Here is a 24,576-nt window from a genome sequence, read left to right as displayed (position 1 = left end):
GCCTACTTAGGCGGCGGTTGAATGGCGGCACGAACTTGGTTGGCCGCCAGCCACAATCAGTCGGTTTACGTCAGCGTTCAGATAAATTGCGCGGCTAGCCGGATCGCTCAAGCGGTTGGCCCGCTCTTGCACCAAGGCGCGGCCTCGGTCAAGAATAGCCTGTGCCCGCGGATCGCGATTGGCTTCCAACGCTTGATAAGCTGTCCAATAGATGCGCAACGTCTCTTCGGCGCCGTAGAGATTGCCACCGCCGAGGAGATGCTCGATAATCGGTGTTGCCCGGCGTAGCGCTTCAGCCGCGTCATTGCGCATTAGGGTAACGCGCACAAGGCCCGCCTGTGATTCGAGTGCCAACACATGTCGCCGGAGCCGCTGACGGATCGTGTGAGCCTGTTGATATGCTTGTTCGGCCTCGTCGATTCGACCAAGCGCTAGTAACGCATGCCCCTGAAAATCGTATCCGTATGCCTCTAGGTCAGGAAAGCCTTTGGTCTGAGCCTGTTCGGTCGCCGTGCGTGCGTAGTCAAGTGCCAATTCGTGGTGTTGGTTGTGATGAGCATGCAAGCTGAGGTTGGCCAGTATCACAGTACGATGTTTCGGGTTGCCGACTTTATCACAGAGTGCCAGTGCGATCTGGGTGTGAGCAAGTGCTCGTTCATAGTGACCCATCTGGTCGTAAGAGATACCGAGATTAATATGGGCTACCAACTCGGCATCCCGATTACCGCATTCGCGGGCCAGCACCAAGGCTTGCCAGTAATAGCGTTGTGCTTGGGCATAATCACCGTAGGCGTCAGCGTTTTGCGCTAATAGGTCAAGGACGTTGATTTGATGATAGATTAGCCGTAGCCGTTGATATATTGCCAATGCCTGCTGTAGATAGCGTTCTGAGTCGGCCAAGTTGCTTTGTGTGCTCGCTGCGGTGCTCAATGACTCGCAGCAGCGTGCGAGGGCAAACTGATTGTTGGATTGAATGGCGATCTGAAAGGCTTTTTGGGCATACTGTTCGGCTAAAACTGCGTTTCCTGATCCCAGCTCAAGCTCACTCATACAGCGCCAGTAGGTAATTTCGATAGTCAGCAGGTCTTCGGTCGCATCAGCAGAAGGCATCTGATCAAGGAGCCGACGCGCCTGTTCGAGGTTGACTCGTCCGGCTACGTAGTTGCCGTCGATACACTGCTGCAAGCTCAACCGAATGAGCGTCTGCGCACGGAGCAATGGAATGGTCAGTTGTTCGGCCAATGCCACAGCTTCTTGCAACATCAGCTCAATCGCTATGCCACGGTTTCGGTACCGTTGCATCGTGGCATACGCGAGCAGCAAATGCGTGCGTAGCCGTTGGGCGGCAGGCTGAATCGGTTGGCCGACGTAGCTGAGGCTCTGCTGCATGCGTTCTAGTCCGTCGATGAATCGTCCGCTAAGGTAGAAGAGGTCTTCATACGCTATCACTGCATCGGCTGCCCAATCCCATGCCCCATTGGTCAACGCCCAATGCCATGCTGCTTCAAGATCGCTCAAACTGGCGAAGAGTCGCTCGCGGATTGCAAAGCTTTCCGCACCGTGCATGTCGACGGAGGCGCTGGCAAGCCAATCTAGAAACCAGCGGGCATGGCGGCGCCGGGCTTCGGCGGCCAGTTCGTGCGCGAAGTCGGTGGTGAGCTTCTCGCTAGCAAATTGGCGTACATGCTCGTGGAGCCATACGGTGCTGTCGGTCAGCCGACGGGCTAATGCCAGATCGAATAACTCAGCGAGCGCGTGTTGGTTACCAGTAATCGCCAGCGCAGCCTCGATCGGGCATGGTGCGTTCACGACGCTAAGCACTGCCAATGCCTGCTGGCTCGTGGTCGCCAACGTCTGCCATGTCGACTCGAAGATGGCGTGTAGGCTGCGATGGCGGTACGGGGTGTCGGCGAGTGGGCTTTGTAATACCTTGAGGCCTTGTTGTACAGTTTGGCGTAGTGTGGCCAGACCCATACTGTGCAGCGAAGCTGCTGCCAATTCGATACCGAGCGGTAAGCCGGCGAGATCGGCACAGATGTGTTCGATGTCATCAAACGCCATCGTATCGCTGATCTCGGTACCGCTGCGCTGCGCCAGTTCGAGAAACAGTTGTGCGCTAGGGCTTGGCCCTTCGGTAGTTGCTTTCGTGGGTAGCGGCCCCAACTTCAGTAGGTGCTCGCGGCGCAGATGCAGTGGTTGACGTGCCGTAACCAAAGCGACACAGTTGGGTGCGGCTTCAAGCAATTCGTTCACAAAGAGGTTGGCGGCGGCAGCATGCTCGAAACTGTCAAATACCAGTAGGTAGGCACGCGATTGAAGTGCGGCAATGACTTGCGCCGACAGTGGCAGGCGGTCGTGCAGTTCGATGTGGCAAGCAATCGCAATGGCCCGTGCCAGATGTGTTGCCGCGTCATCGGCAGGAGTCGTCGCGCTCTCTTCAGGATGCAGAAAGATATACTGCACGCCGTCGTGAAAGGCGGCTTGCATCAAGCGAGCGGCGCGGATGGCCAGCCGCGTTTTCCCGATGCCACCCATCCCAATCACGCTAATCAGTTGGATGTCGGAGTCATTGATCAACCCGATCAGCTTTTCGAGTTCGCTTGCCCGTCCGATCAGGGGTAATTGGTCGATGGCGAGAGCTTGCTGTTGCGCCGGGAGGGTTGGCACAACGGCATTTGGCAGATGACCGGTGCGAATAATCGCAACCAGATGCTGCGTTTCTGCCTCTGGCTCAATCCCCAACTCGCGTTGTAATATGTCGCGGCAACTTTGATAATGGGCCAACGCAGCCGTGCGTTGGCCTTGTTGCGCGAGCGCCAGCATCAGTTGCCGATGAGCCGCTTCGTGCCAAGGTTCGAGTTGCAGTTGTTTGCTGGCGTAGGTTTGAGCAGTATGCCAGTCACGTTCACGCAGGGCGTGCTCAGCAAGATGAGCAAAGACCTCGATGGCAGCTCGATGGATCGCCTCGCCTTGATGTATCGTCCACTCGAGCAGTGGTTCGCTTTCCGGCGTTATTCCGGCTAAAAATGGGCCACGATACAGCGTGGCAGCCGCGCGCAAATGGGTCTGACAGCTTGGACATCCTGTGGTCGACCGATGGCGGTGGGTGCGGTAGGCCTTGACAGCTTGTTCAAAGTCTAGCGCATCGACACGCCACGAATCGGGTAAGTCAAGGTTGACGGTCGCGGAGTCGGTGCGGAGGACGTGTTGTGCGTCACCGAGGGCGTGCCGGATACGGCTTAGGGTAACGCGCAGTGCGTTCTGGGCAGCGTTCTGCGGTCGTTCAGGCCAGAGCAAGTTGGCTAGCGTCTCACGCCGCACGGCTTGGCGCTGATGGCAGCAGAGCCATGCAAAGAGCAGCCGCGCGCTGTCAGTTTGGAATGCTCCGCTAAACGAAACGCCGCGCTGCTGAATGTCGAAACCGCCGAGCAGTTGGATATGCCATTCTGTCATGATGAAAGATTGTAATGATTTTGTTACGTGTCTCTGATTATATCATCTGTACAGGACCACGAAAGGGCTTTCAAGCCAGAGTTTGCCAACTGTTAGGGGGAGGTGTTGGTTGCAAACGATGCGGTGAGCGAGACGTTGCACAGCGATGGTCAGCATGGTAGGTATCGATACGTTAATGATTACGATGAAAGAGGTATCTCATGCGAAGAAGGACCAGTTCGATGGTGGTAGGGTTGTTGCTGATCGGGATTGTGTTGTCAGTGCTTCCAACACTCTCGTTCACCGCTCCGTCAAGCTATCTGATACGGCTACGCTCGCGCGAGTTCGTGCCGCGACCGGGTTTTCCTGCTGACCAACGCGCAATACTTCGCACACAAGCTGAGACTACGACAGATGATCGTGTTCATGTGTTGATCCAATTTGCGCACCATCCGAGTGATGAGGTGCATTCTCAACTTGCGCGTGACGGGGTGACGTTGCTCGCATATGTGCCGGAGTCTACGTGGTACGCTTCGATCCCTTCAGTATGGCTTCGCCAGTCAACGTTCCCTGCTGAGGTGCAAGCGATTGTGGCAATCCAGCCGAGCGATAAGGTGTCGCCACGCTTGCTGCATCATCGTGATCAACAGCCGTTACCGGTGTTGGTGATGACGTATCCCGATAGTGATCTTGTAGCCGTGGGCGAGGCTGTCACGCACGTCGGTGGCCTTGTCGAAAAGATGGTGTTAGAGCGCTCGTATTTGCTCGCGTGGTTGCCCGATGCAGCGGCGCTGACCACACTGGCGCAGAGAGATAGCGTGTTCTGGCTTGATATGTGGCCGGGGCCATTTGGCCAAAAGAATGATGGTGGTCGCCAAGCGACCAAGACCACACTGGCGCATGCGGCTGGGTATCACGGTAATCCGGCTTCGGCGCCCGGCAGTATTGTGATCGGTGTGTGGGATTGTGGCTGGGTTGAGAACAATCATCCCGGTTTTGCCGGACGATTGACCATTGGCGATCCGGCATCAACCGATAATGGCTGTGGAGGTGCGGCTGGTATCAATGACCACGCGACTCACGTGGCTGGTACTGCCGCCGGTAGCGGTGCCGGAGGGCCGGCAGGTCGTGATCTGCGCGGGCATGCCGATCAAGCAACGGTGCTCTCGTATGATGTTGATAATGCCGCCCAAGAGGTCATTCTGGCGATCCAGAACTACAATGTCGATATTTCGCAGAATTCCTGGGGGCCTGATCCGGGGAGCTGTGACACCACGGTGTTAGGTGTCTATGACACGACGGCGGCTGAGTTTGATGCGCTCGTGCGTGGCAGTTTTTCCGAGACGATAACAAAGACCGTTCACGTTGTGTTTGCCAATGGGAACGAGCAAACGTATTGCCCTGATGGCTGGCGTACTTCAAGCGGTGGAGCGATGGGTAAGAATGTGATCGCTGTTGGTGCAACCAATTCTGATGATAAAACGATGACGAATTTCAGCTCATTTGGACCAACTGAAGATGGCCGCGTGAATCCGGTTGTGGTTGGGCCGGGTTGTGAAGCCGGTGGCGAAGCGGCAATCTGGTCAACGTTGCCGGGGCAAACGTATGGGGGCAGCGAATGGTGTGGCACCTCGATGGCAGCGCCAGCAGTGTCCGGTATTCTTGGCTTAATGCTCGAAGCGTATAACTTGACCTACAATACCGATCCGATTCCCTCAACGTTGCGTGCAGTGTTGATCCACACTGCTGAAGATTTAGGCAATCCCGGCCCTGATTACCGCTTCGGTTACGGTCACGTTGATGCATTGACGGCGATCAATGTGATAACGACGACTGTTAGTAGCAATACATCAGCCTATATCGTGACGGCGCCGATTACGAATACCGAAATAAAAACGTATTCGATGAATCATGCCGGTGGTTTGCTGAAGTGTACGTTAGCATGGGATGATGTGCCGGCGACGCTCCCGGCTAGCCAGACGCTGGTGAATAACCTTGATCTTGCCTTGATTGCGCCGGATAATACCACGTATTCGCCGTGGGTTCTGGATAAGAATAATCCGGCCAATGCCGCTACGACCGGACTGAATACTGTTGATACGGTCGAGCAAGTTGTGGTTGCCGATGCAATGGCTGGCGAGTGGACAGTGCGAGTGACAGGCAGTAGTGTGCCGCAAGGTCCACAAACCTTTTCGCTCGTATGCCCGTTTGCCGAGACGGCGGTGACGAGTGTGAGTGTTTTTGTTCCATTGATCAGTCGGTAATCAGAAGGGTCAGTTTGCGAGTCCGCTTCTGATAAATGGGCTGCAGATGACCACGGATGTTGACTCGTCCGATCCGTGGTGATCCGTCTCGATCCGTGTGCATCCGTGGGCTATTTCGATCCCTCACGCTCGGGAATAGGCCACGGCTTGCCACGGATGTTGACTTGTCCGATCCGTGCCCATCTGTCTCGATCCATGCATAGATGCTACGCCAGCGTGGTGCTGTGTTACAATACGTTACAGGATCGTCTGATTCGTGCGCATTCTCCGTCATCTATCCACTATGAACGCTCAAACCAGCGGGAATATTTTGTCTCACATCGTCAGTTTCGGCTATCTACTGCGCGAAATGGGTATTCCGGTCAGTCCCGGCCAGATCGTCGAGCTGATCGAAGCCATCGAGCACGTTGGCTTGCTGCGCCGCGAGGATTTGCGGGCCACGATGCGCTGCATACTGGTCTTGCGCCGCGAAGATCTGCCGTTGTTCGAGATGGCCTTTGAATTCTTTTGGAAGAAGGCGCTTGGCGTCGATCTTGAACGCGAAATGATGCGGATGCTCTTGCCAGAGGTCAAGATTCCGCGCCGCCAGTTGCGCTTGCCGCGTCGCCAACCCACTGCCGACGATGCCGAGTCGTCTGAAGGGCAAGAGCGGGAAGAGTTCGATATTCAGCTCACCTTTAGCCGTGACGAGGCATTGCGCACGAAAGATTTCGCCCAGTGTACGTGGGAAGAAGTGCAAGCCTGCAAAGAGCTGATCCGGCGTATGGAATGGCGTATCCCGCCGCGCCGCACCCGCCGGCGCCGTCCGGCCCGTGCCGGTCGCCTGCTCGATATGCGCCGCACCTTGCGCCAAAGTTGGCGATTCGGCGGTGAGCCGGTTGAATTGGCGTGGCGCGATATTCGCACCGAGCCGCGCCCGCTGGTGCTGATTTGCGATATTTCCGGCAGCATGGAGCGATATTCACGCATTCTGCTCCAGTTTGCCCATGCGATTTCGGCTGGCTTGGGCGATGTCGAGACCTTTGTGTTCGGCACTCGTCTGACCCGCATCACCCGCCAGTTGCGCCACAAAGACATTGACGACGCGATTGATGCGGTCAGCAAGCATGTGGTTGATTGGAGTGGTGGCACCCGCATCGGCGAGGCGATCAAGGAGTTCAATTTTCGCTGGGGTCGGCGCGTGCTCGGTCGCAGCCCAGTGGTGCTCTTGATTAGCGATGGCTGGGATCGTGGCGAGCCTGAACTGCTGGCCCGCGAAATGGATCGGCTGCAACGATCGTGCCATCGGCTTATTTGGCTAAACCCGCTGCTCGGTACGCCCGGCTACGAGCCGCTGACCGTCGGGATGCAAGCAGCGCTGCCGTTTGTTGATGATTTTTTACCCGTGCATAATTTAGTGAGTTTAGAGCAACTCGGCGCGAAACTGGCCTCGCTCAGTGCGCAGCGCCCACCGCGCCGCCAGCGCATGACGACGGTGCGAGGGATGTGATGACAAATCCTGATCAGTTAAAGGCGGAAGCCGATGCTTTGATTGCGCACGGCAAGGCGTTAATTGCCACCGATCTGCCGCAGGCGACCGACCTGCTCAATCAGGCAGTCAGGTTGTATTGGGCAGCGGGTGAATACTATAGTGCGGCGGCGCAGACCGGCAACTACGGTTGGGCGTTGCGCCGCATGGGTCGGCCCGATTTGGCTCGGCCCTATCTTGCTCGCGCCGCCGAGATTTTCGCCGATCTTGGTCTGACTGATTTCGCCGAGCGTCATCGGGCCGCTGCCGAAGATATTGCCGCTGATCTGACCCCCGAATTTCTCGCTAGTTTGCCGCCAGCGGTACGGCAGGCGATCGAGCAAGGCGACGGCGCGGCGTTGCAGTTTGCGATCAATGGCTTGCCACTCTCTGAACAGCAACAGGTGATCGACCGGCTAGTCGCAATTGGTCTCATCAGCCTAGCCGATAGTGAAGAAGATACCGCCCACGCCGTACAACAGTTTGAGCCGTTGTTGCAAGCGATAGCCGCCGTTGCCCGCGGTGATGAGAGCGAGCGCGCCGATGTTGAGCAGGCGTTAGATGACCTCGAACGTAAGGGTTGGCGTATCCGCAAAGCTGTGCGCCAAATCTGGCAGGGGGAGCGCCGCCGCCAGCGTCTGACTTATGGTCTTGATGAGGTTGATACAGCGATTGTTAATCGCATCCTCGATCTGTTGGCGTGAGGGATAGCCGTAACAAGGCGTAGAAGATATTGGGGATGGCCCCCGCCCACCTGATGGCGGGTGAGGACAGGAAATAGCCACGACGAGACACAAAAGACCCCAAAAATCGTCTGGTAAACACTTGTATCTGGTTGTGGCGTTTCCCCTAAACTCTCTGCGCCTTCGCGTTCAGACACGCTACGGCTTTGCGATGGCGAAATGCAGCAGCACCCCGCAGCGCGCGCTTCAGTTAAAGAACTGTCGCAACGCCGCAAGCGTCGCTGCCGGCGCCTCTTCAGGCAAGAAATGGCCGCCGGGAACGCTATGGCCCTGCACATCAACGGCATACTCCCGCCAGACTTGCAGCACATCGTAACGCTTGCCGACAAAACCGTCGCTACCCCACAACACCAGCAGTGGGCACGTCACTTTGCGTCCAGCCCGGAAATCTTCATCATCGTGCGCGAGATCGATGCTGGCCGCTGCCCGGTAATCGGCGCAACTGGCGGCAATTGCGGCAGGATCGCGAAAACAGCGCACATATTCGGCTACAGCCTGATCGGTAAAAGCGGTTGGCGTGCGTCCCCAATGCGCCAGCTTGCTGCGCACCCAGAACTCAGGATCAGCCCCGATCAGCCGTTCGGGCAGCGGGGCCGGTTGGATGAGAAAAAACCAGTGGTAGTAAGCTGTGGCAAAGGCGCGGTCAGCGGTGAGGTACATATGATGAGTCGGCACAATATCGAGCATGGCGGCGCGTGTTACCCGATCAGGATGGTCAAGGCACATACGATGCGTTACCCGTGCCCCGCGATCGTGCCCGGCGACGGCAAAGCGGGCAAAGCCCAACAGTTCCATCAACCCCACCATATCGGCGGCCATTGTCCGTTTGCTATACGTTGCGTGCTCGGCATCGTCAGCCGGCTTGTCGCTATCGCCATAGCCACGGAGGTCAGCGGCTACCACTGTAAACGAATCTGCCAACGCCGGCGCAATCGCATACCACATCGCATGAGTTTGCGGGTAACCGTGCAGTAACAACAGCGGCGGCCCGCTGCCGCCGATCGCGCCGGCAATCGTCACCCCATGAACCTGTTGCCGAAACGGTGTATATCCGTTAATAATCGTCATGTTGCCACCTCGTATTAGTTGTGAAATCCTTTCCCATTTCGTTTTCATATCGAGTATAATCTAGTCTATCTGAATTCAGCGTAACCGTTGATCTTAGGCAAAGGAGGAAACGACGTGGTTTCTCGCATGCGTGTAATCGTGCTTGTGCTGGTAGCGTTGCTCGTAAGCGCCTGCGGTACGACGACACCAACTACTGCGCCGACCGCTGCGCCGGCTGCTGGCGAAGCGGCGCCCGCACCTGCCCCTGCACAGACTCTCCGTTACGCCTTTGGTGGCGGGCCGGTAGGTGGCGTATTTCAGGTCTACGCAGATGTGCTCTCACTAATCATTAAAGAGAAAGTCCCCGGCGTGGATATCACTGCCGAGGGTACCGGCGGCTCGGCTGAGAATTTGCGCTCGGTCAACGCGGGTGATCGCCAGTTTGGGATTGTCTATTCTGGTGATGTTGCCCTAGGGGCGCTGGGTCAATTGCCCGACGACACCACTGTGTACGATAAGGTTATGCCAGTAGCGCCACTTTACGGCGGTGTTGCGCATCTCGTGGTGTCGGAAAAGAGTGGGATTAATTCGGTGGAAGATCTGGTCGGGAAGCGGATTGCATTGGGTAATGCCGGTTCCGGGGCTGCGTTGAGCGCCGAGCGCTACTTTAAAGCGTTAGGGCTATTCGATAAGATTAAGATCGAGTACCTTGGCTACTCGCAAGCTGCGGCGGCGATGGCTGATGGTCAACTCGATGGTTTCTGGGTGTTGGCTGGTTTCCCTAATGCCTCGGTACGTGAGGCGGCAGCGGCAACCAAGATTAAATTGATCGACATCTATACCCCTGCAGCGGCTGCCGGTTTCTTCGATCAGTATCCCTTCTATTCGAAGCGTGCCCTGACCGGCGGTGCGTATGATGGCGTCCCCAATGATGTGCTGAGCTTCCAAGATACAGCATTGTGGGTAGCGAATGCGAGTGTGCCGGAATCGATCGTCTATCAGGCGCTGAAGGCGGTGTACCTTGAGGGCGGTCTCGACCGGTTGCGCGAAGCCCATCCATCGGCCAAAGAGATGGGTTTGGACGTTGGCATTACCGGTATCGCGAACAAATTGCATCCCGGCGCAGTCAAGTTCTGGACAGAGCAGGGTGTGCAGATTCCCGACGAACTGAAGTAGTGTAAGAATGACGATCATAGTGACAACGGTGTCGCTGAAGCGGAACCGGAGGGAGTGATAACTCCCTCCGGCACTCCTGCGTAAGAGGTGGTTATGGCTGAGCAAAAGCAGTCTGGTGCGATCGAATCTGCGCCGACCAGCGATGAGATTGATCAGGAAAAGGTTCGTAAATACCTTGAACAGGAAGAAAAACCAACCCGTACACTTGGTCGCTTCTGGGGAGTGGTTGTTGCGCTTGTTGCGGTCGGGATGGCCGGTTTTTATATCTATACTGCCGGTACCTTGCCAGCGCCGGTGCAGTGGCAACGCGGCATTTATGTGATGCTGACGTATATTCTCGTGTTACTGCTCTACCCTGCTGTGGGAAAGAAAAGCGTGCTACAGCCTGCACTGGGGCGTGTTGCCGACCGTTTGCCGGGGCGATTGCGCACTATCGTTATGCCGCGCGGTGGGCCGACCATTGTTGACCTGATCCTGATTGGGGTGGTCGTTGTGGTGGTTGGCTACTTCATTGTCAACTATCCGGCACTGCAACGACGAGCTGGCGCCTATACCCAAACCGATTTTACCGTGAGTGTGATCGGTTTGATCGTCTCGCTCGAAATTGCTCGTCGGGTGCTTGGATGGTCGATGACGCTCATTGGCCTCTTTTTCATTCTCTACTTGCGGTTTGGTTTTGTACTTTACGATATTCCTATTCTTGATACGTTTGCCCATCGCGGTCAACCGTGGCAGCGTGTAGCGACGGTGCTTTTCCTCGATCAAGAGGGTGTGTTTGGGGTGATGGCCAACGTATTGGTCAGCTACGTCATTATCTTTATCTTCTTCGGCGCATTTCTGAACAAGGCTGGTGCTAGTCGCTTCTTTATCGATCTTCCCTTGGCGTTGGCCGGTCGCAGCACCGGTGGGCCGGCGAAGGTGGCAGTGATCTCGTCGGCCTTGTTTGGCTCGATTTCAGGGAGTGCGATTGCCAATACGGTAAGCACTGGCACTTTCACAATTCCGTTGATGAAGCGGGCCGGTTTTCGACCACATGTGGCCGGTGCTATCGAACCGTCGGCTTCTATTGGCGGCGCCTTTATGCCGCCGGTGATGGGCGCCGGTGCCTTCTTGATGTCGGAATTGACCAATACACCGTATTCGGTCATTGTGGCCATTTCTATCGTACCGGCCATTCTTTACTTCCTGTCGGTGTTGACCATGGTGCATTTTGAGGCCAAGAAGTTTGGTCTCAGCGGTATTCATACTGAACAAACGGCTTGGCAGATTCTTCGTAACGAGTGGTATTTATCACTGCCCTTGCTGGTAGTGATCTTTATGTTGGCCTCTGGTTACTCACCCGGTTATGCTGCCTTCTGGTCGATCTTATCATGTATTCCACTGATGTATATGCTACCGGAAAACGTGGCTGACTTGAAGAATCCGGCAGCACAGGGTGGGACGGTACTACACGCATTTGCGCGCAGCACGGTGCGTGTAATGAAGACGATCAACGAAGCTATTCAGAAGGGTGTGCGCGATTCGTTAGTGATCGGTGCGACGGTTGGCGTCATTGGTATGATCGTCGGTACGATTTACGCCACCGGTGTTGGTCAACGGTTTGCCAATATCATCGTTAGCCTCAGTGGTGGTGATGTTTTGGCTGCGGTCATCTTGATCGGTCTGGCCTCCCTCTTGCTTGGCATGGGGGTTCCGGTGACGGCAGCGTATTTGATCACTGCCGTGATTGCGGTGCCGGCGCTGACCAGCCTCGGTGTCGCGTTGTTGGCGGCACATATGATCGTCTACTGGTTTAGCCAAGACAGCAATATCACCCCGCCGGTGTGTGTCGCGGCGTATGCCGGTGCTGCGATTGCTGGCGCCGATCCGTGGAAGACCGGCTGGACGTCGTTCAAGTTTGCGAAACTGCTCTACGTGATGCCCATCTTGTTTGCCTTTACGCCTGAAATCCTCATGATTGGCTCAAGTGGTCAGCCGCTGGTCGATATCGAATGGGGTAAGGTGGCGATGTCATGGTTCTCAGCTACGCTGGGTACGATTGCTTTTTCAGCCGTCACCATGTTCTATCTTGTTCGTAAGACAACATGGTGGGAGTGGATCATTGCTGCGGTTGGTACATTTTTCTGCTTCTGGCCAAACCTGTTGACTGATATCCTTGGTGTGGCAATTGTCGGTAGTGTGTGGTTGTGGCAGTGGTACGATGTGCGTCGGCAGCGACAGGCGAAGATACAGTCGAGCATGGCTGATTAGGGTGGAGGATCGTTTGTGATGCATGACATAATTGAGGCTATTGATCGCTGGCTCGCTCGCGGTGAGCGAGTGGCAGTGGCGACAGTTGTGCGCACAATGGGGTCGTCACCACGGCAGGTGGGCGCCAAGATGGCGGTGTCGTCGGGCGGCGCCATGATTGGCTCGGTCAGCGGCGGTTGTATCGAGGGCGCAGTGTTTGAAGCGTGCCAAGAAGCGATTGCTACCGGTCAAACGCGGCTGCTCCATTTTGGTGTTGCCGACGAGACAGCGTGGGAAGTGGGGCTTGCTTGTGGCGGGTCGGTCGATGTGCTTGTTGAGCCATTGCGGTAGCGTGGCTGAATCAACGCCAAGACGCAAGGCGTGTAGGTGATAGGCGCCTATTGAGTGCTGTGCGTCTTGGCAACACTGTGTTCAGCATCTTTGCGTCTTGGTGGCTTGGTGTTGACCAAGGGAAAAGTATGAGCACATTCTACGAACTGGTGCGAGAAGCGGTACGCAGTGGCCGACCGCTGGCCACTATCACCGTACTAACGGATGGCCCGGTGGGGGCAAAGATGGCCTTGATGCCAGACGGTCAGACCGTTGGCGATCTCGGTGATGCGGAGTTGACCTCGCAAGCGGTACAGGCGGCGTTGCCGTTGCTGGTGCAAGGTGAAACGCAAGCGATGACGCTGGCCTCTGGCACAACTGTCTTTGTCGAGAGTTTTGTACCGCCGCCAACCCTGTTTATGGTCGGTGGCGTGCATATCAGTATCGCCCTAGCAGCGCTGGCCAAAGTCGTCGGCTTCCGCACCGTCGTCATTGATGCCCGTGAAGCGTTTGCCACCGGTGAGCGGTTTGCCCATGTTGATGAACTCGTCATCGCATGGCCTGACGAGGCGCTGGCCGGACGGCTCGATGCGCGCAGCAGTGTGGCAGTGTTGACCCACGATCCCAAGCTTGACGATCCGGCCTTGCGGGTGGCGTTGCGCTCACCAGCGCGCTACATCGGCGCATTGGGCAGCCCCAAAACCCATGCCCGTCGCCTCGAGCGGCTTGCCGCCGAGGGGTTTACCGCCGAGGAATTGGCCCGCATCCACGGCCCGATTGGGTTGCCGATCGGCGCGAAGACGCCGGAAGAGATCGCGCTGAGCATTTTGGCGCAGGTGGTGCAAGTTGGCCGGCGGGGTAGGACGGCATAATCGGCAACGCACACGGGGCACGGATATCCACGGATGGGACGGATTAGTTCAGATAGGGCAAGTGATTAGCCCGCTGTTATTATCGTTGAAGATGCTCTCGGTGCTAGCGAGGAGACTTGACCATGCCGCCGCTTGATCGCCGTCAAGCCGAATTGCTCTATGAAGGCGCGCAGGCGCTAGTGCGCGGGGATAGGGAACGCGCGCGCGAGTTGCTGATAGAACTGGTTGAATTGAACGAACAGATCCCAGAAGCGTGGCTTTGGCTGAGCGGTGCGGTTGATGATCCCGCCGATCAGCGGGTTGCGCTTGAGAATGTATTAGCGCTTGACCCTGATAATCCCTATGCCCAAGAAGGCTTGGCGTATCTCGATGCGCAGGGGTGACAAAATGGCATGAGGAACCAGTTATTGGGTCAGCGCGCCAAGCCATCCGAATATCGACCAATTCTGCACAAGCGCATGGCGTGCGGTAGTCAAACTGCTGCATACCAAACGGTGGTCTGGCGGAGAAGGCGCTCGCTTCATCAATTGCGCAACATGCACGCCATCAGACAGCATTCAGGTGTCCCCATTGCCGCTTACCTCGCCATCGCCTGCCCAACCCAATACGTATGCCGGCTGACCGTCACCATCCCGCGCACGGCAATGCCCTCAACTGGAGTGACTTCCGCTTCATTGACTAAGACGAGGGTCGGTTCGACGCCGGGGAAGCGCATCTTGTAGGCGGCAATCGCCGCAGCGATCTTCTGCGCTACCGGTGTTTTAGGATTGTCGTCGTACCACATCAAGAAGGGTGGCTGCCGGCGTATGAGAGTATCACTGACCGATGTAAGAGCGGGATCGGCAGCTACGGGTGCCAGCGTCGTGACGGGTGCGCTGACCGGCGCTGATGATTTTCGAGCCATAACCAGTTCTCTTTCTCTCAAATTGCGGGAACGACCGCGTAACTGCGTGAGTCTACCGAATCCCAGCGTCACTCAGGTTGTCATAAGAGATGGCTGCTGGGGCGGATCTTAGGAGCGTAGTGGCCGGGATTACGCCCTCATAATGACAAGAGATCAAGCGCATCATATGCTCATACACCACTTGATCGATCTGCGAAGGACGTTGTACGCACCCCTCCCTAGCTTCCAAGCGCGGCGTGGTCTGCGGTATGACGGTCTTGAAGAAGCTTTGTTCTGCACCACCCCTTGTTGCGCGCGACATAGTCTGATTTTTCTGCTAATGGGAAATTGGGGCCGTAAGAGCTAAACCTTCGTTCTCAACCGAGTGAGTCGCCGGTCAAGCGCCTGCTTAGGTCTGCCTTCCCCGCAAGGGTGCGCTAAAGTGGGACGGTAAGATGTGCGCTAGCGCCTGATTACCAACGTGATAAGTGCCCTCGCTCGTGTTGCTGATACCACTTGCCCGTCACCAGATCGTGGATCAATGTCTGCTCGCTGCTGTCGGTGCAACGTACCCGATAGTAGCGTAAATCGCCGTCGTGACGGCATACATCACGAATCCAGACAATGCTGCTCACCCGATACACGCGATCATCGTAGCAGAATGCGGCTGGCAGGAAGCCAAACCGCAGCGTGACTCGCTCGATGGGTTTGCTGCGCGGTGGGCAGCGCATCCGTCGCGGCACCGGTCGATAGGCCGCCTTTTGTAACGTTTTCCAGCTCAGCATCGCGTTCTCCCGGTGGTGGAATGACTACTGAGCTGAGTATATCAGAACATTTGTTCGGTGTCAAGCCGGATCAGGACGCTGCCAGTCGCCGCTGCGCCCGCCTCGCTTGGCGATGAGGCGAATCCCATCGATCTGCATCACCTTATCAACTGCCTTGCACATGTCATAGATCGTCAATGCAGCGATGCTCACCGCCGTGAGCGCCTCCATCTCGACCCCGGTCTGGCCAGTGCAACGCACGGTTGCTTCAATCTCAATCGCATTGCCGGCTGGGTCAGGGGTAAATGTGACGCTGGCATGGCTGAGGTTGAGCAGATGGCAGAGCGGGATCAGTTCAGAGGTGCGTTTGGCCGCCATGATCCCCGCCACCCGTGCCACCGCCAGCACGTCACCCTTAGGCATTCCCCCGCTCATAATCAGACTGAGCGTCGCCGGCTGCATAATGACCCTTCCGCGCGCAATCGCTTCGCGCGCGGTGATCGCCTTGTTACCGACATCAACCATCCGCGCATGCCCGGCTGCATCGAGGTGGCTCAGTTCGTTCCCTGATTCGCTCATGCGTTCCTCACTGACTATGGTTTCGCTTCCTATACGCTCAAATATTCTACTCGATCTTTGGCTACACTCATATTTAAACCAAATTGTTATGTTTGTAGATGCTTTAGCCGCTTGAAACTGGGTGCTAGGTCGGCTATAATGTGGCGGCAGGTGGGGAAAAGTGGGGAAAAGTGGGCGACTTCCCTATCTACGCAGGAGCAACGAGCGTGTTTCTGGGGACACACGAACATTCCATCGACGAGAAGGGCCGGCTGGCAATTCCGGCCCGCTTTCGTGCTGAGCTGGCCGGTGGGATGGTCGTGACCCGCGGGTTTGATCGTTGTCTGCTGATTTTCCCCTTGCCGTTCTGGAGTGATTTGACCCGCCGCGTGAGCGCGCTGTCGTTGACCGATGAAGATGCGCGCATGTTGCGCCGGTTGCTGTTTGCCAACGCCTCCGAGCAAGAAATGGATCGGCAGGGGCGGATTTTGCTGCCCCAGAGCTTGCGTGAAGGTGGCGGCTTGGCCGATCAGGCGGTGTTGGTGGGTCTTGACACCTTTATCGAGGTGTGGGCGCCTGATCGCTGGCGCGAGGTCGAAGAGCGGCTCGCTAGTCAAGGCCCGCGCTTTGACGAACAGATGCGAAAGTTAGGGATTTAATGGTGGTGACGTTCCAACATACGCCGGTGTTGTTAGCTGAAGTCATTGCGGCGCTGGCCCCGCGTCCCGGCGGTTGCTATCTCGATGCGACCGTTGGCGGTGGCGGGCATGCGCTGGCCGTGTTGCAAGCCGCCCAACCCGGCGGGATGTTGTTGGGGATAGATGCCGATCCGGCGGCATTGGCCGCCACTGCTGAGCGACTGGCTGAGGCCGGTCTCAGCCAGCAGGCCGTCTTGCGCCATGGATCGTTCGCCGATTTGGCTGCATTGGCCACAGAGGCCGGTTTTGCCGCCGTTGATGGCATTCTATTCGATCTGGGGGTGTCGTCGTACCAACTTGATACGCCGGAACGCGGTTTCTCGTTTGCCGCCGATGGCCCGCTTGATATGCGGCTTGACCCGACGCAAGGCCCGACAGCGGCTGATCTTGTGAATCGTTTGAGCGAGCGCGAGCTAGCCGACATCATCTTTCAGTATGGCGAAGAGCACGCGGCGCGCCGGGTTGCGCGCGCGATTGTCGAACGCCGGCGCTCGCAGCCATTTCGGTCTACTGCCGATTTAGCGGCGGTTGTGGCCCGTGCCGTGGGTGGCCGTCACGGGCGGATCCATCCGGCCACGCGCACGTTTCAAGCGTTGCGGATTGCGGTCAATCACGAGCTTGACCAGTTGGCGGCGGCGTTGCCGCAGGCGGTTGCGCTGCTCACCCTTGGCGGCAAGTTGGCGGTGATCAGTTTTCATTCGCTCGAAGATCGGATCGTCAAGCAATTTCTGCGCGCTGAGGCCGCTGGTGAAGCACCACGCTTAGCCATCATCACCAAGAAGCCGGTGGTAGCCAGCGATGCAGAAGTCGCTGCCAATCCGCGGGCGCGGAGCGCCAAATTGCGAGTTGCCGTTCGGATTGCGTGAGTGCGGCTAGAGGAGGAAACGCGATGGCAGTCAGAAGCGAACAGATTCCAGCTCTGTTGGGGCGAGTACGGCTGCGCCGGATTGATCTCTCGCGGTATCTCAAGCTCGATGGCGCGCGCTATATGCTGTTGCTGGCGCTAATCTGCTGCCTGTTGAGTGTGTTAACCCTCTTGCAGAGCGGATTGGTGGCGCGGATGAACTACGAGCTGGTGGAGCTGCGCCAGCAGCAGGTGCAACTGACTCGCGAGTATTCGCAGTTGCAAGAGCAATTGGCGCGCGTGCAATCGGTCGAGGCGCGCCTCAAACGGGCCGCCGAATTGGGGTTCCGCCAACCAACGCCTGATCAGTTGCGTTATGTGCGGATTCCGAATCTGCCGAATTTAGATGAGTAACGAACGATGGCTGCCACCACTCGCCGTACACATTCGACCGCTTCCGCAACGGCTGTCACGCCGCCGGTCGGGCGTCTAGCCCGCTGGCGGCTGCAGGTGTTATTGATTGGTTGCGTGGTGATCATGCTGATCGTAACCGTGCGGTTAGTTGATTTACAAGTGGTGCGCAGCCAAGAGTTGGTCAGCAAAGCGCGGCTAGAGATTGAAACGCCGGTGCTACTGGCCCCGCGCCGGGGCCAAATTACCGATGCGAATGGCACGGTACTGGCGATGGATGTCGAACGGCAAAGCCTCTTTGCGATTCCGCCGCAGGTGCCGGCAGACCGTAAAGCTGAGATTGCCTTGCTGGTCGCCGGTCTGACCGGCGCTCCCGCCGAGCCGATTCTGTCGGCGCTTCGCTCTGACCGGCAGTGGGTGCGCTTGGCACGCTGGCTCGAACCAGAGGTGGCGGCGAAAGTGGCCGAACTCAAACTACCCGGCCTCCGGCTGGTCTACGAGCCGATGCGCTTCTATCCGCAAGGGATTACGGCGGCGCAGGTGGTAGGGGCGTTGAATCTGAATGGCGAGGGTATTAGCGGGATCGAAGCGTATTACGATCAGATGCTGCGTGGCACGGAAGGACGGGTGGAGGGCGAATTCGATCCGGCCCGCAACCCGATTGCCACCAGCCTCTCACGCACGCTGCCGCCGCAAGATGGCGCCAACCTCCAATTGACGATTGATCCGTTCATCCAGCAGGTAGCCGAGCGCGAGTTGAAGCAGGCAATTGATGAGCAAAATGCCGACGGCGGCACGATCATCGTGCTCGATCCGCGTACCGGCGCGATCCTCGCGATGGCGAGCTGGCCGTTCTTCGACCCCAACCGCTGGCAAGAGTATCCGCCGGAGGTGTACGGGCGCAATCCGGCGATTGGCGTGGTCTATGAACCGGGTAGCACCTTCAAGATGTTTACCGCCAGTGCTGCACTCAGTTCGGGTGCGGTGACGACGAGTACCACCGTGGATGATCCGGGGTGGGTAGTGCGCTATGGTCGCACGCTGCGTAATTTCGACGGTGCACCGCGCGGGCCATTGACGCTGGCCGGCATGCTTTACTATTCGAGTAATGTGGCAGCGTTGCAGTTTAACGAACTGACTGGCCCGGAAGCGTTTTACCGCACGCTGACCCGCTTCGGCTTCGGTCAACCGACCGGGGTTGATTTGGCTGGCGAAGAGAGCGGGATTGTCAATTTCTACGGCGGCGCTGGCTACAATCCGCTGACCTTTTTGATCAACGCCTACGGCCAAGCGATTTCGGTGACACCGTTACAATTGGTGCAGGCGGCGGCGGCTATCGCCAACGATGGGGTGATGATGCAGCCTTACGTCGTGCAGCGGATCTGCCGCAACGATGAGTGTGTACCGATGCAACCGCAGGTGGCGGGCAAGCCAATTGAGCCGGAGGTGGCTCGCGCTGTGCGCGAGATGCTAGTCGAGGCGGCGAACCACTACGCTCCGGTGGTTTGGGGGCCGCGCACCGGTAATTGGCGTGATCAGTGGTTGATCCCCGGCTATCGGGTCGGGGCCAAGACAGGTACCGCGTCGATCCCGTTGCCCGGTGGCGGCTATGACCCAATCTATACCATCGGTTCAGTGTTGGGGATTGCGCCGGTTGATGAGCCACGTTTTGTGGTCTTGGTCAAGATCGATCGGCCTAAGAAAGATACGCTTGGCGTGTTAACGGCGATTCCGGTTTACTACAACATTGTTGATCAGTTGCTGCGGTACGCACACGTACCGCCGGATCGGTCGCTCGTCAGTCCGGGACAACCGTAGGTGTTGGTATGGTATTCGCTCTCTCAGTTGATTATCATCTGCCGCGGTCGGCGCTCAACCAAGCTGGTTGGAACGGAGATGCTATAATGGCCTCCGCGAGGCGTTTGGCGTGCAAGGCGACGTTGGGAGGGCGATTTGATCAGGCTCGACAATTTATTGTATGGGGTGCAACCGCGCGCGACGCGACAGGAGGTGGCAGTGCCGCCGCTGTGGGCCGGACGGCTGATCGGTCCGGTGGTGACCGATTCGCGCGAGGTGACGCCGGGATCGCTCTTTGTAGCGTTGGCCGGCGAACGCACCGATGGGCATCGTTTTTTACCCGATGTGGTGGCGCGCGGCGCGGCGGCAGCGTTGGTGTCGCCGGTGACGCTCGCGGCGTTGGCTCCCGATCTGGCAGCGGCAGCCCGGCCATGGCGGTTGATCGAGCCAACCCAAAGCGCGTTGTTGGCGAACGTTCCGCCTGATGCATGCCTCCTCATCGCCGTAGACGACCCGCTGCAAGCGTTGCAGCGCGTGGCCGTCTACCATCGGCAGATGTTCACGCCAACGGTGATTGGTATCACTGGCAGCGTGGGCAAGACCTCGACCAAAGAGGTCGTCGCGGCTGTAGTAAGCCAGCGATTGCGAACCTTAAAAAGCCAACGTAGCTTTAATAGTGATGTGACATTGCCGGCTACCTTGCTCGGGCTAACTGCCGACCATCAAGTGGCAGTGCTCGAGATGGGGATGTGGGCGGCGGGTGAGATCCGCTTCTTGGCGGCGCTCGCTCGTCCCCACATTGGAATTGTGACCAATGTCGGTCCGTCGCACCTCGAACGGCTCGGCAGTATCGAGGCAATTGTCAATGCGAAAGCGGAATTGCCTGAGTCGTTGCCGGCTGATGGCTGGTGCATCCTCAACGCCGATGATCCGCGGGTGGCAGCAATGGCGGCGCGCACGTCGGCGCGGGTGCTAACGTATGGCTATGCGCCGCACGCCGATGTGCGCGTGACCGAAGTGATTAGCTATGGTCTCTACGGGATAGCGCTAACGGTCGTCTATCAAGGCGAGCAGTATCGCTTACGTACCCCCTTGATCGGGAAGCACCACGCCTATACGGCGCTGGCGGCAATCGCGACTGGTGTGGTGTTAGGTTTGGATTGGGCAGCGATTGAAGCCGGTTTGCGCGAACCCGGTGAGCAGTTGCGCCTGCGGGTGGTGCAGAGCCAGACCGGGGTGACGATTATTGACGACACCTACAATGCTGCACCGTTATCAACGATCGCCGCGCTGAACGTGTTGGCCGAGACGCCGGGCCGCCGGATCGCCGTGTTAGGTGAGATGCTCGAATTAGGGGCGGCAACCGAAGAAGGGCACCGGCAAGTGGGTGCTGCCGCTGCTCAGACGGCTGATTGGTTGGTGGCGGTTGGCCGGCAAGCGCAGACAATGGTTGAAGCGGCATTAGCGGCTGGCATGCCGCTCGATCGGGTGGCAATCTGCCCTGATAACGAATCGGCAATCGAACTGCTCAATCAGATGATCCGCTCTGGTGATTGTCTACTCATTAAAGGATCGCGCGGTGTGCAGATGGAAACAATCGTTGCCGCGCTCCAAGCCTGAGCGTTACCCCATGATAACAGGAGAAGTTGCGTGAGCGTCCTGCGTGCAGTGTTGGTTCAAGATATGGCGCGCGCCCTGTTGCTCGCCGCTGCTGCATTTGCGCTAACCCTGATCGTTGGCGCATGGTGGGTGCGATTCGCCCGCAAACATAAACTGGGCAAGCGCATCCGGCCCGATGGCCCGCAGAGCCATCTGGTCAAGGTGGGCACGCCGACGATGGGTGGGATCATGATCGTCAGCACCGTAGTTGTGTTGACCGCGCTCTTCAATCTGGTTGATCGCTGGTCAATGCTGTTGCCGCTCGGCGTGATGGTGAGTTTCGCCGTCTTAGGTGGGATCGATGATTGGTTGTCGCTGACCGGCTCGCGTTCCAAGACGCATGGCTTCACGGCCCGGTTTAAGTTTTGGATCATGATGGCGGTGGCCTTCGTCGCTAGTCTTGCGCTCTACCTACCGCAGCCATACGGGTTAGAGCACGAAGGTTTGGTGCAGATTCCCTTTGTCGGCGAGGTCAATATCGGCCTATGGTTTATCCCGCTTGCGGTGCTGATCATCGTGTTCATCTCGAATGCCGTGAACATTACCGATGGCCTCGACAGTCTGGCTGGCTGGAATTTGACCCTCGCCTTTGGCGCGTATGGCGTAATCACCTTTCTCGCCGAGCCGCGCCTCACCAACCTGATGGCGTTCTGTTTTACCGTTGTCGGTGCGTGCGCCGCTTTCCTGTGGTACAACGCCTATCCGGCGCAGGTGTTTATGGGTGATCTGGGGGCGTTGGCGTTGGGAGCAACCCTCGCCGTGGTGGCCTTGCAGTCGCAGCAATGGCTGCTCTTGCCGGTAATCGGAATTGTGTTCGTGATTGAGGCGCTTTCAACGATGATCCAGACCGGTTATTTTAAATGGACGAAATGGCGTTACGGTGAGGGCCGGCGGGTGTTTAAGATGGCCCCGCTCCACCACCATTTTGAATTGCTCGGCTGGAGCCAGCCACAGGTGACGCAACGCTTCGTGTTGATCGGGACGGTGGCGGCAATGGTGGGGATTTCGCTGGCGCTGATCTTTGGGCCGCCACGGGTCGAGACGCGGGTGAATCAGGCGCCTGCTATTATGCAAGAGCGTGATGGGGGCCGGTGATGGTTGCGGTGGCCGGAAAACGAGTGTTGGTCATGGGCTTGGGCGTGCATGGCGGCGGGTTAGGTGTGGCCCGCTGGCTATTGCGCCACGGGGCCGACGTGACAGTGACCGACCTTGCTTCGCCAGAGGCGCTGGCCGAACCGATTGCCCGCCTTAACGCTTTTGCCGCCGAACTCGGCAAGCAAGTGCGCTATACGTTAGGTGAACATCGCGCCGAAGATATTCGTGCCGCCGAGATGCTGGTGGTTAATCCGGCGGTGCGTCCCGACTCGCCGTGGCTGGCGCTGGCCCGCTCGTGCGGCGTGCCGATCGAAACCGAGATGACCCTCTTTTTCCGTGCTTGCCCCGGCCCGATCCTCGGTGTAACCGGCACTAAAGGCAAAACGACCACCACCTTGTTGTTGGCAGCAATGATCCGGCAACGCTATCCCGATACGGTAGTGGCAGGCAATCTGCGCGTCTCGGCGCTCGAGGCGCTCGATCAGATCGGTTCGCAGACGCCGGTGGTGCTGGAATTGAGCAGTTTTCAGCTCGAACGATTGGGTGAAGCGCGGCTGAGTCCGGCATACGCCCTTCTGACCAATCTGGGGAACGATCATCTTAATTGGCACGGTTCACTCGCAGCCTATGCCAATGCCAAACGGCAGATTATGGCCCATCAAGGGCCGGACGGCGTCGCGGTCTTGCCGCCGGAACAGGCGCAGGAGTGGGGCGGCGGGAGGCAAGGGGTGATCAGCTACAGCCTGACCGATCCGACCGCTGATGCGACGGTAACGGCTGATGGCGCATTTCGCTATCGCGATGTGATCCTGTTTCACCGGTCAGATCTACGGTTGCCGGGGGAACACAACGCGGCCAATGCGTTAGCGGCGGCGACGCTGGCCTACCGGTTTAGGATTGACCCTACCGCCATTGCAGCGGCGCTGCATACTGTGAGCAGCGTTGAACACCGGCTCGAACTGGTAGCGACGATCGATGGTGTACGCTATATTAATGACACCACTGCAACGAATCCGGCAGCCACCGCAGTGGCGCTGGCGACGGTGCCGGGGCCAATTGTATTGTTGGCTGGCGGGGCCGACAAGAATCTGGATTTAGCGGCATTAGCAGACTCCATTGCGAAAGGCGCCGCAGCGGTCGTGCTCTTGGCCGGCAGCGCTACGCCGACCCTGCGAGCATTGTTACAAGCGCAAGCGCCGTCGTTGCCGGTGATCGGCCCCTTCGATGATTTGCGAGTCGCTGTGGCGCAGGCTCGCATGCTCGCTCAACCCGGCGGTGTTGTATTGCTCTCACCCGGCTGCGCGAGTTTCGGCATGTTTCGGAATGAATTTCATCGCGGCGAAGCGTTTCGCCTCATTGTGCGCGAGTTGGCTGCCGTTCGCGCCGGGGAGCAAGCTCATGGCACGCCCGCCTAATGAACCCGACGAGATCGAAGAGTTTTTGCGCCGGGCCGAACGGGAATTTGGCCGCCGGTCTGATGTGCCCGATGAGCCACCGCGGCCCGCACCCCTGCTGCCGCCGCGCCCGGTCGTGACGTATAGCCTGCTCTGGGCGATTGGGATGGTGTATGTGTTAGCCAGTGCCCTCAGCGGCTCTGTCTTCCAACCAGCGTTTCCGGTGTTGGTGGCGCTAGGGGCGAAGGTGAATGAGCGGATCGCTAACGGCGAAGTGTGGCGGTTGCTGACAGCCGTCTTTCTACATGCCAATCTGATCCATATCCTCTTCAACGGTTACGCGCTCTCGGTGTTGGGGCCGGAAACTGAACGCTTCTATGGGCACGGGCGGTTTCTGACGCTCTACATGCTTAGCGGGCTAGGCGGCAGCATCGCGTCGTATGCGCTCTCACCGGCGCCGGCAGTTGGCGCGAGTGGTGCAATCTTCGGCTTGATCGGCGGTTTAGGCATCTTTTACTACCTCAACCGGCAAGCGTTGGGTGAATTCGGCCGCAATCAGGTGCGCGGCATTGCAGCGATTGCCTTTATCAACCTGCTGATCGGGTTTGCCGCGCAAGGGGTCATCGATAATTGGGGGCATTTGGGAGGGTTGGTCAGTGGCGTGCTGATCGGGATGGCGCTGTCGCCCCGGCTTACGATTGACCTGCGCTTCTTTCCGCCGTTGCTGATCCGGCGCTTTCCGGCGCAGGGCTGGCTGTGGGCAATGGCGATTACTCTGGTGATGATGGCGCTAGTGCGTTTAGTCACCCCGGCGTAACGGCGGGTTTGCCACCGGTTGTCGATGAACATGCCGATAGGGAGTGTGGCAAGCAA

General features: G+C 58.0%; 21 protein-coding genes. 16 read left to right on the top strand and 5 right to left on the bottom strand.

All coding sequences use genetic code 11. The features are described from left to right. Nucleotides 1-6: 6 nt before the first annotated feature. Entirely contained in the window at nucleotides 7-3,453 is a 3,447-nt protein-coding gene (locus Q1A00_RS05755) for a BTAD domain-containing putative transcriptional regulator (RefSeq protein ID WP_299755687.1), read from the bottom strand. A gap of 200 nt (nucleotides 3,454-3,653) precedes the next feature. On the opposite strand from Q1A00_RS05755, the gene Q1A00_RS05750 reads away from it, so the two are divergent. The 3 genes from Q1A00_RS05750 (at nucleotide 3,654) to Q1A00_RS05740 (ending at nucleotide 7,907) form a co-directional block, all read left to right on the top strand. Continuing rightward, the gene (locus Q1A00_RS05750; RefSeq protein WP_299755684.1) at nucleotides 3,654-5,696 is read left to right on the top strand and encodes a S8 family serine peptidase; all 2,043 of its coding nucleotides are present in this window, start codon (nucleotides 3,654-3,656) and stop codon (nucleotides 5,694-5,696) included. A 283-nt stretch (nucleotides 5,697-5,979) separates the two neighbouring features. Further along, nucleotides 5,980-7,185: a VWA domain-containing protein gene (locus Q1A00_RS05745; RefSeq protein ID WP_298406153.1), complete on the top strand. Its 1,206-nt coding sequence runs from the start codon at nucleotides 5,980-5,982 to the stop codon at nucleotides 7,183-7,185. Then, nucleotides 7,185-7,907, top strand: a complete 723-nt coding sequence (locus Q1A00_RS05740; protein ID WP_299755682.1) for a tetratricopeptide repeat protein — start codon at nucleotides 7,185-7,187, stop codon at nucleotides 7,905-7,907. The genes Q1A00_RS05745 and Q1A00_RS05740 overlap by 1 nt, the downstream gene beginning before the upstream one ends. A gap of 225 nt (nucleotides 7,908-8,132) precedes the next feature. Here the strand turns inward: Q1A00_RS05740 and Q1A00_RS05735 are convergent, their stop codons facing one another. Beyond that, nucleotides 8,133-9,014 (bottom strand): alpha/beta fold hydrolase, encoded by an 882-nt coding sequence (locus Q1A00_RS05735; protein ID WP_298402777.1) that lies wholly within the window; start codon nucleotides 9,012-9,014, stop codon nucleotides 8,133-8,135. A gap of 114 nt (nucleotides 9,015-9,128) precedes the next feature. Between Q1A00_RS05735 and Q1A00_RS05730 the strand changes: the two genes are divergently transcribed. From Q1A00_RS05730 to Q1A00_RS05710, 5 genes are all read left to right on the top strand, one after another. Beyond that, nucleotides 9,129-10,169, top strand: a complete 1,041-nt coding sequence (locus Q1A00_RS05730) for a TAXI family TRAP transporter solute-binding subunit (protein WP_298482033.1) — start codon at nucleotides 9,129-9,131, stop codon at nucleotides 10,167-10,169. 93 nt (nucleotides 10,170-10,262) lie between these two features. Further along, the gene (locus Q1A00_RS05725; protein WP_298490603.1) at nucleotides 10,263-12,419 is read left to right on the top strand and encodes a TRAP transporter permease; all 2,157 of its coding nucleotides are present in this window, start codon (nucleotides 10,263-10,265) and stop codon (nucleotides 12,417-12,419) included. 18 nt (nucleotides 12,420-12,437) lie between these two features. Further along, nucleotides 12,438-12,749 carry an XdhC family protein gene (locus Q1A00_RS05720; RefSeq protein ID WP_298402784.1) on the top strand — a complete coding sequence of 104 codons (312 nt, stop codon included), beginning with the start codon at nucleotides 12,438-12,440 and terminating at the stop codon, nucleotides 12,747-12,749. A 128-nt stretch (nucleotides 12,750-12,877) separates the two neighbouring features. Next, the gene (locus Q1A00_RS05715) at nucleotides 12,878-13,600 is read left to right on the top strand and encodes an XdhC family protein (RefSeq protein ID WP_298402786.1); all 723 of its coding nucleotides are present in this window, start codon (nucleotides 12,878-12,880) and stop codon (nucleotides 13,598-13,600) included. 122 nt (nucleotides 13,601-13,722) lie between these two features. Beyond that, nucleotides 13,723-13,983 (top strand): hypothetical protein, encoded by a 261-nt coding sequence (locus tag Q1A00_RS05710; protein ID WP_299755676.1) that lies wholly within the window; start codon nucleotides 13,723-13,725, stop codon nucleotides 13,981-13,983. 194 nt (nucleotides 13,984-14,177) lie between these two features. On the opposite strand, the gene Q1A00_RS05705 is transcribed toward Q1A00_RS05710, so the two are convergent. The 3 genes from Q1A00_RS05705 to moaC form a co-directional block, all read right to left on the bottom strand. Further along, on the bottom strand, nucleotides 14,178-14,504 hold the full coding sequence (locus Q1A00_RS05705) for a hypothetical protein (RefSeq protein WP_298402790.1): 327 nt from the start codon (nucleotides 14,502-14,504) through the stop codon (nucleotides 14,178-14,180). A 452-nt stretch (nucleotides 14,505-14,956) separates the two neighbouring features. After that, nucleotides 14,957-15,268, bottom strand: a complete 312-nt coding sequence (locus Q1A00_RS05700) for a hypothetical protein (protein ID WP_299755673.1) — start codon at nucleotides 15,266-15,268, stop codon at nucleotides 14,957-14,959. Nucleotides 15,269-15,328: 60 nt separating this feature from the next. Further along, nucleotides 15,329-15,826 carry a cyclic pyranopterin monophosphate synthase MoaC gene (gene moaC, locus Q1A00_RS05695; RefSeq protein WP_298402794.1) on the bottom strand — a complete coding sequence of 166 codons (498 nt, stop codon included), beginning with the start codon at nucleotides 15,824-15,826 and terminating at the stop codon, nucleotides 15,329-15,331. Between the two features lie 206 nt (nucleotides 15,827-16,032). Here moaC and mraZ point away from each other — a divergent pair, with 206 nt between their 5' ends. The 8 genes from mraZ (at nucleotide 16,033) to Q1A00_RS05655 (ending at nucleotide 24,520) form a co-directional block, all read left to right on the top strand. Further along, nucleotides 16,033-16,464 carry a division/cell wall cluster transcriptional repressor MraZ gene (gene mraZ, locus Q1A00_RS05690; RefSeq protein WP_298402796.1) on the top strand — a complete coding sequence of 144 codons (432 nt, stop codon included), beginning with the start codon at nucleotides 16,033-16,035 and terminating at the stop codon, nucleotides 16,462-16,464. After that, on the top strand, nucleotides 16,464-17,369 hold the full coding sequence (gene rsmH, locus Q1A00_RS05685; protein WP_299755668.1) for a 16S rRNA (cytosine(1402)-N(4))-methyltransferase RsmH: 906 nt from the start codon (nucleotides 16,464-16,466) through the stop codon (nucleotides 17,367-17,369). The genes mraZ and rsmH overlap by 1 nt, the downstream gene beginning before the upstream one ends. 23 nt (nucleotides 17,370-17,392) lie before the next feature. Then, nucleotides 17,393-17,761 carry a hypothetical protein gene (locus Q1A00_RS05680; protein ID WP_066782644.1) on the top strand — a complete coding sequence of 123 codons (369 nt, stop codon included), beginning with the start codon at nucleotides 17,393-17,395 and terminating at the stop codon, nucleotides 17,759-17,761. A 6-nt stretch (nucleotides 17,762-17,767) separates the two neighbouring features. Further along, nucleotides 17,768-19,576 (top strand): penicillin-binding protein 2, encoded by a 1,809-nt coding sequence (locus Q1A00_RS05675; protein ID WP_298402802.1) that lies wholly within the window; start codon nucleotides 17,768-17,770, stop codon nucleotides 19,574-19,576. 135 nt (nucleotides 19,577-19,711) lie between these two features. Further along, nucleotides 19,712-21,175 (top strand): UDP-N-acetylmuramoyl-tripeptide--D-alanyl-D-alanine ligase, encoded by a 1,464-nt coding sequence (murF, locus tag Q1A00_RS05670; protein ID WP_298402804.1) that lies wholly within the window; start codon nucleotides 19,712-19,714, stop codon nucleotides 21,173-21,175. 30 nt (nucleotides 21,176-21,205) lie between these two features. After that, a complete protein-coding gene (mraY, locus tag Q1A00_RS05665) occupies nucleotides 21,206-22,309 on the top strand; it encodes a phospho-N-acetylmuramoyl-pentapeptide-transferase (protein ID WP_298402806.1) in 1,104 nt (367 codons plus the stop codon). Continuing rightward, nucleotides 22,309-23,724, top strand: coding sequence for a UDP-N-acetylmuramoyl-L-alanine--D-glutamate ligase (gene murD / locus Q1A00_RS05660; RefSeq protein ID WP_298402808.1), 1,416 nt, complete (start codon nucleotides 22,309-22,311; stop codon nucleotides 23,722-23,724). The genes mraY and murD overlap by 1 nt, the downstream gene beginning before the upstream one ends. After that, complete coding sequence (locus Q1A00_RS05655) at nucleotides 23,708-24,520, top strand: rhomboid family intramembrane serine protease (protein WP_298402810.1); 813 nt, start codon at nucleotides 23,708-23,710, stop codon at nucleotides 24,518-24,520. Before murD ends, Q1A00_RS05655 begins: the two co-directional genes overlap by 17 nt. Nucleotides 24,521-24,576: the final 56 nt, after the last annotated feature.

The sequence above is a fragment of the uncultured Chloroflexus sp. genome (assembly GCF_938091255.1).
In the GTDB taxonomy this organism is placed as follows: Bacteria; Chloroflexota; Chloroflexia; order Chloroflexales; family Chloroflexaceae; genus Chloroflexus.
This window is presented reverse-complemented; position numbering and strand designations above follow the sequence as displayed.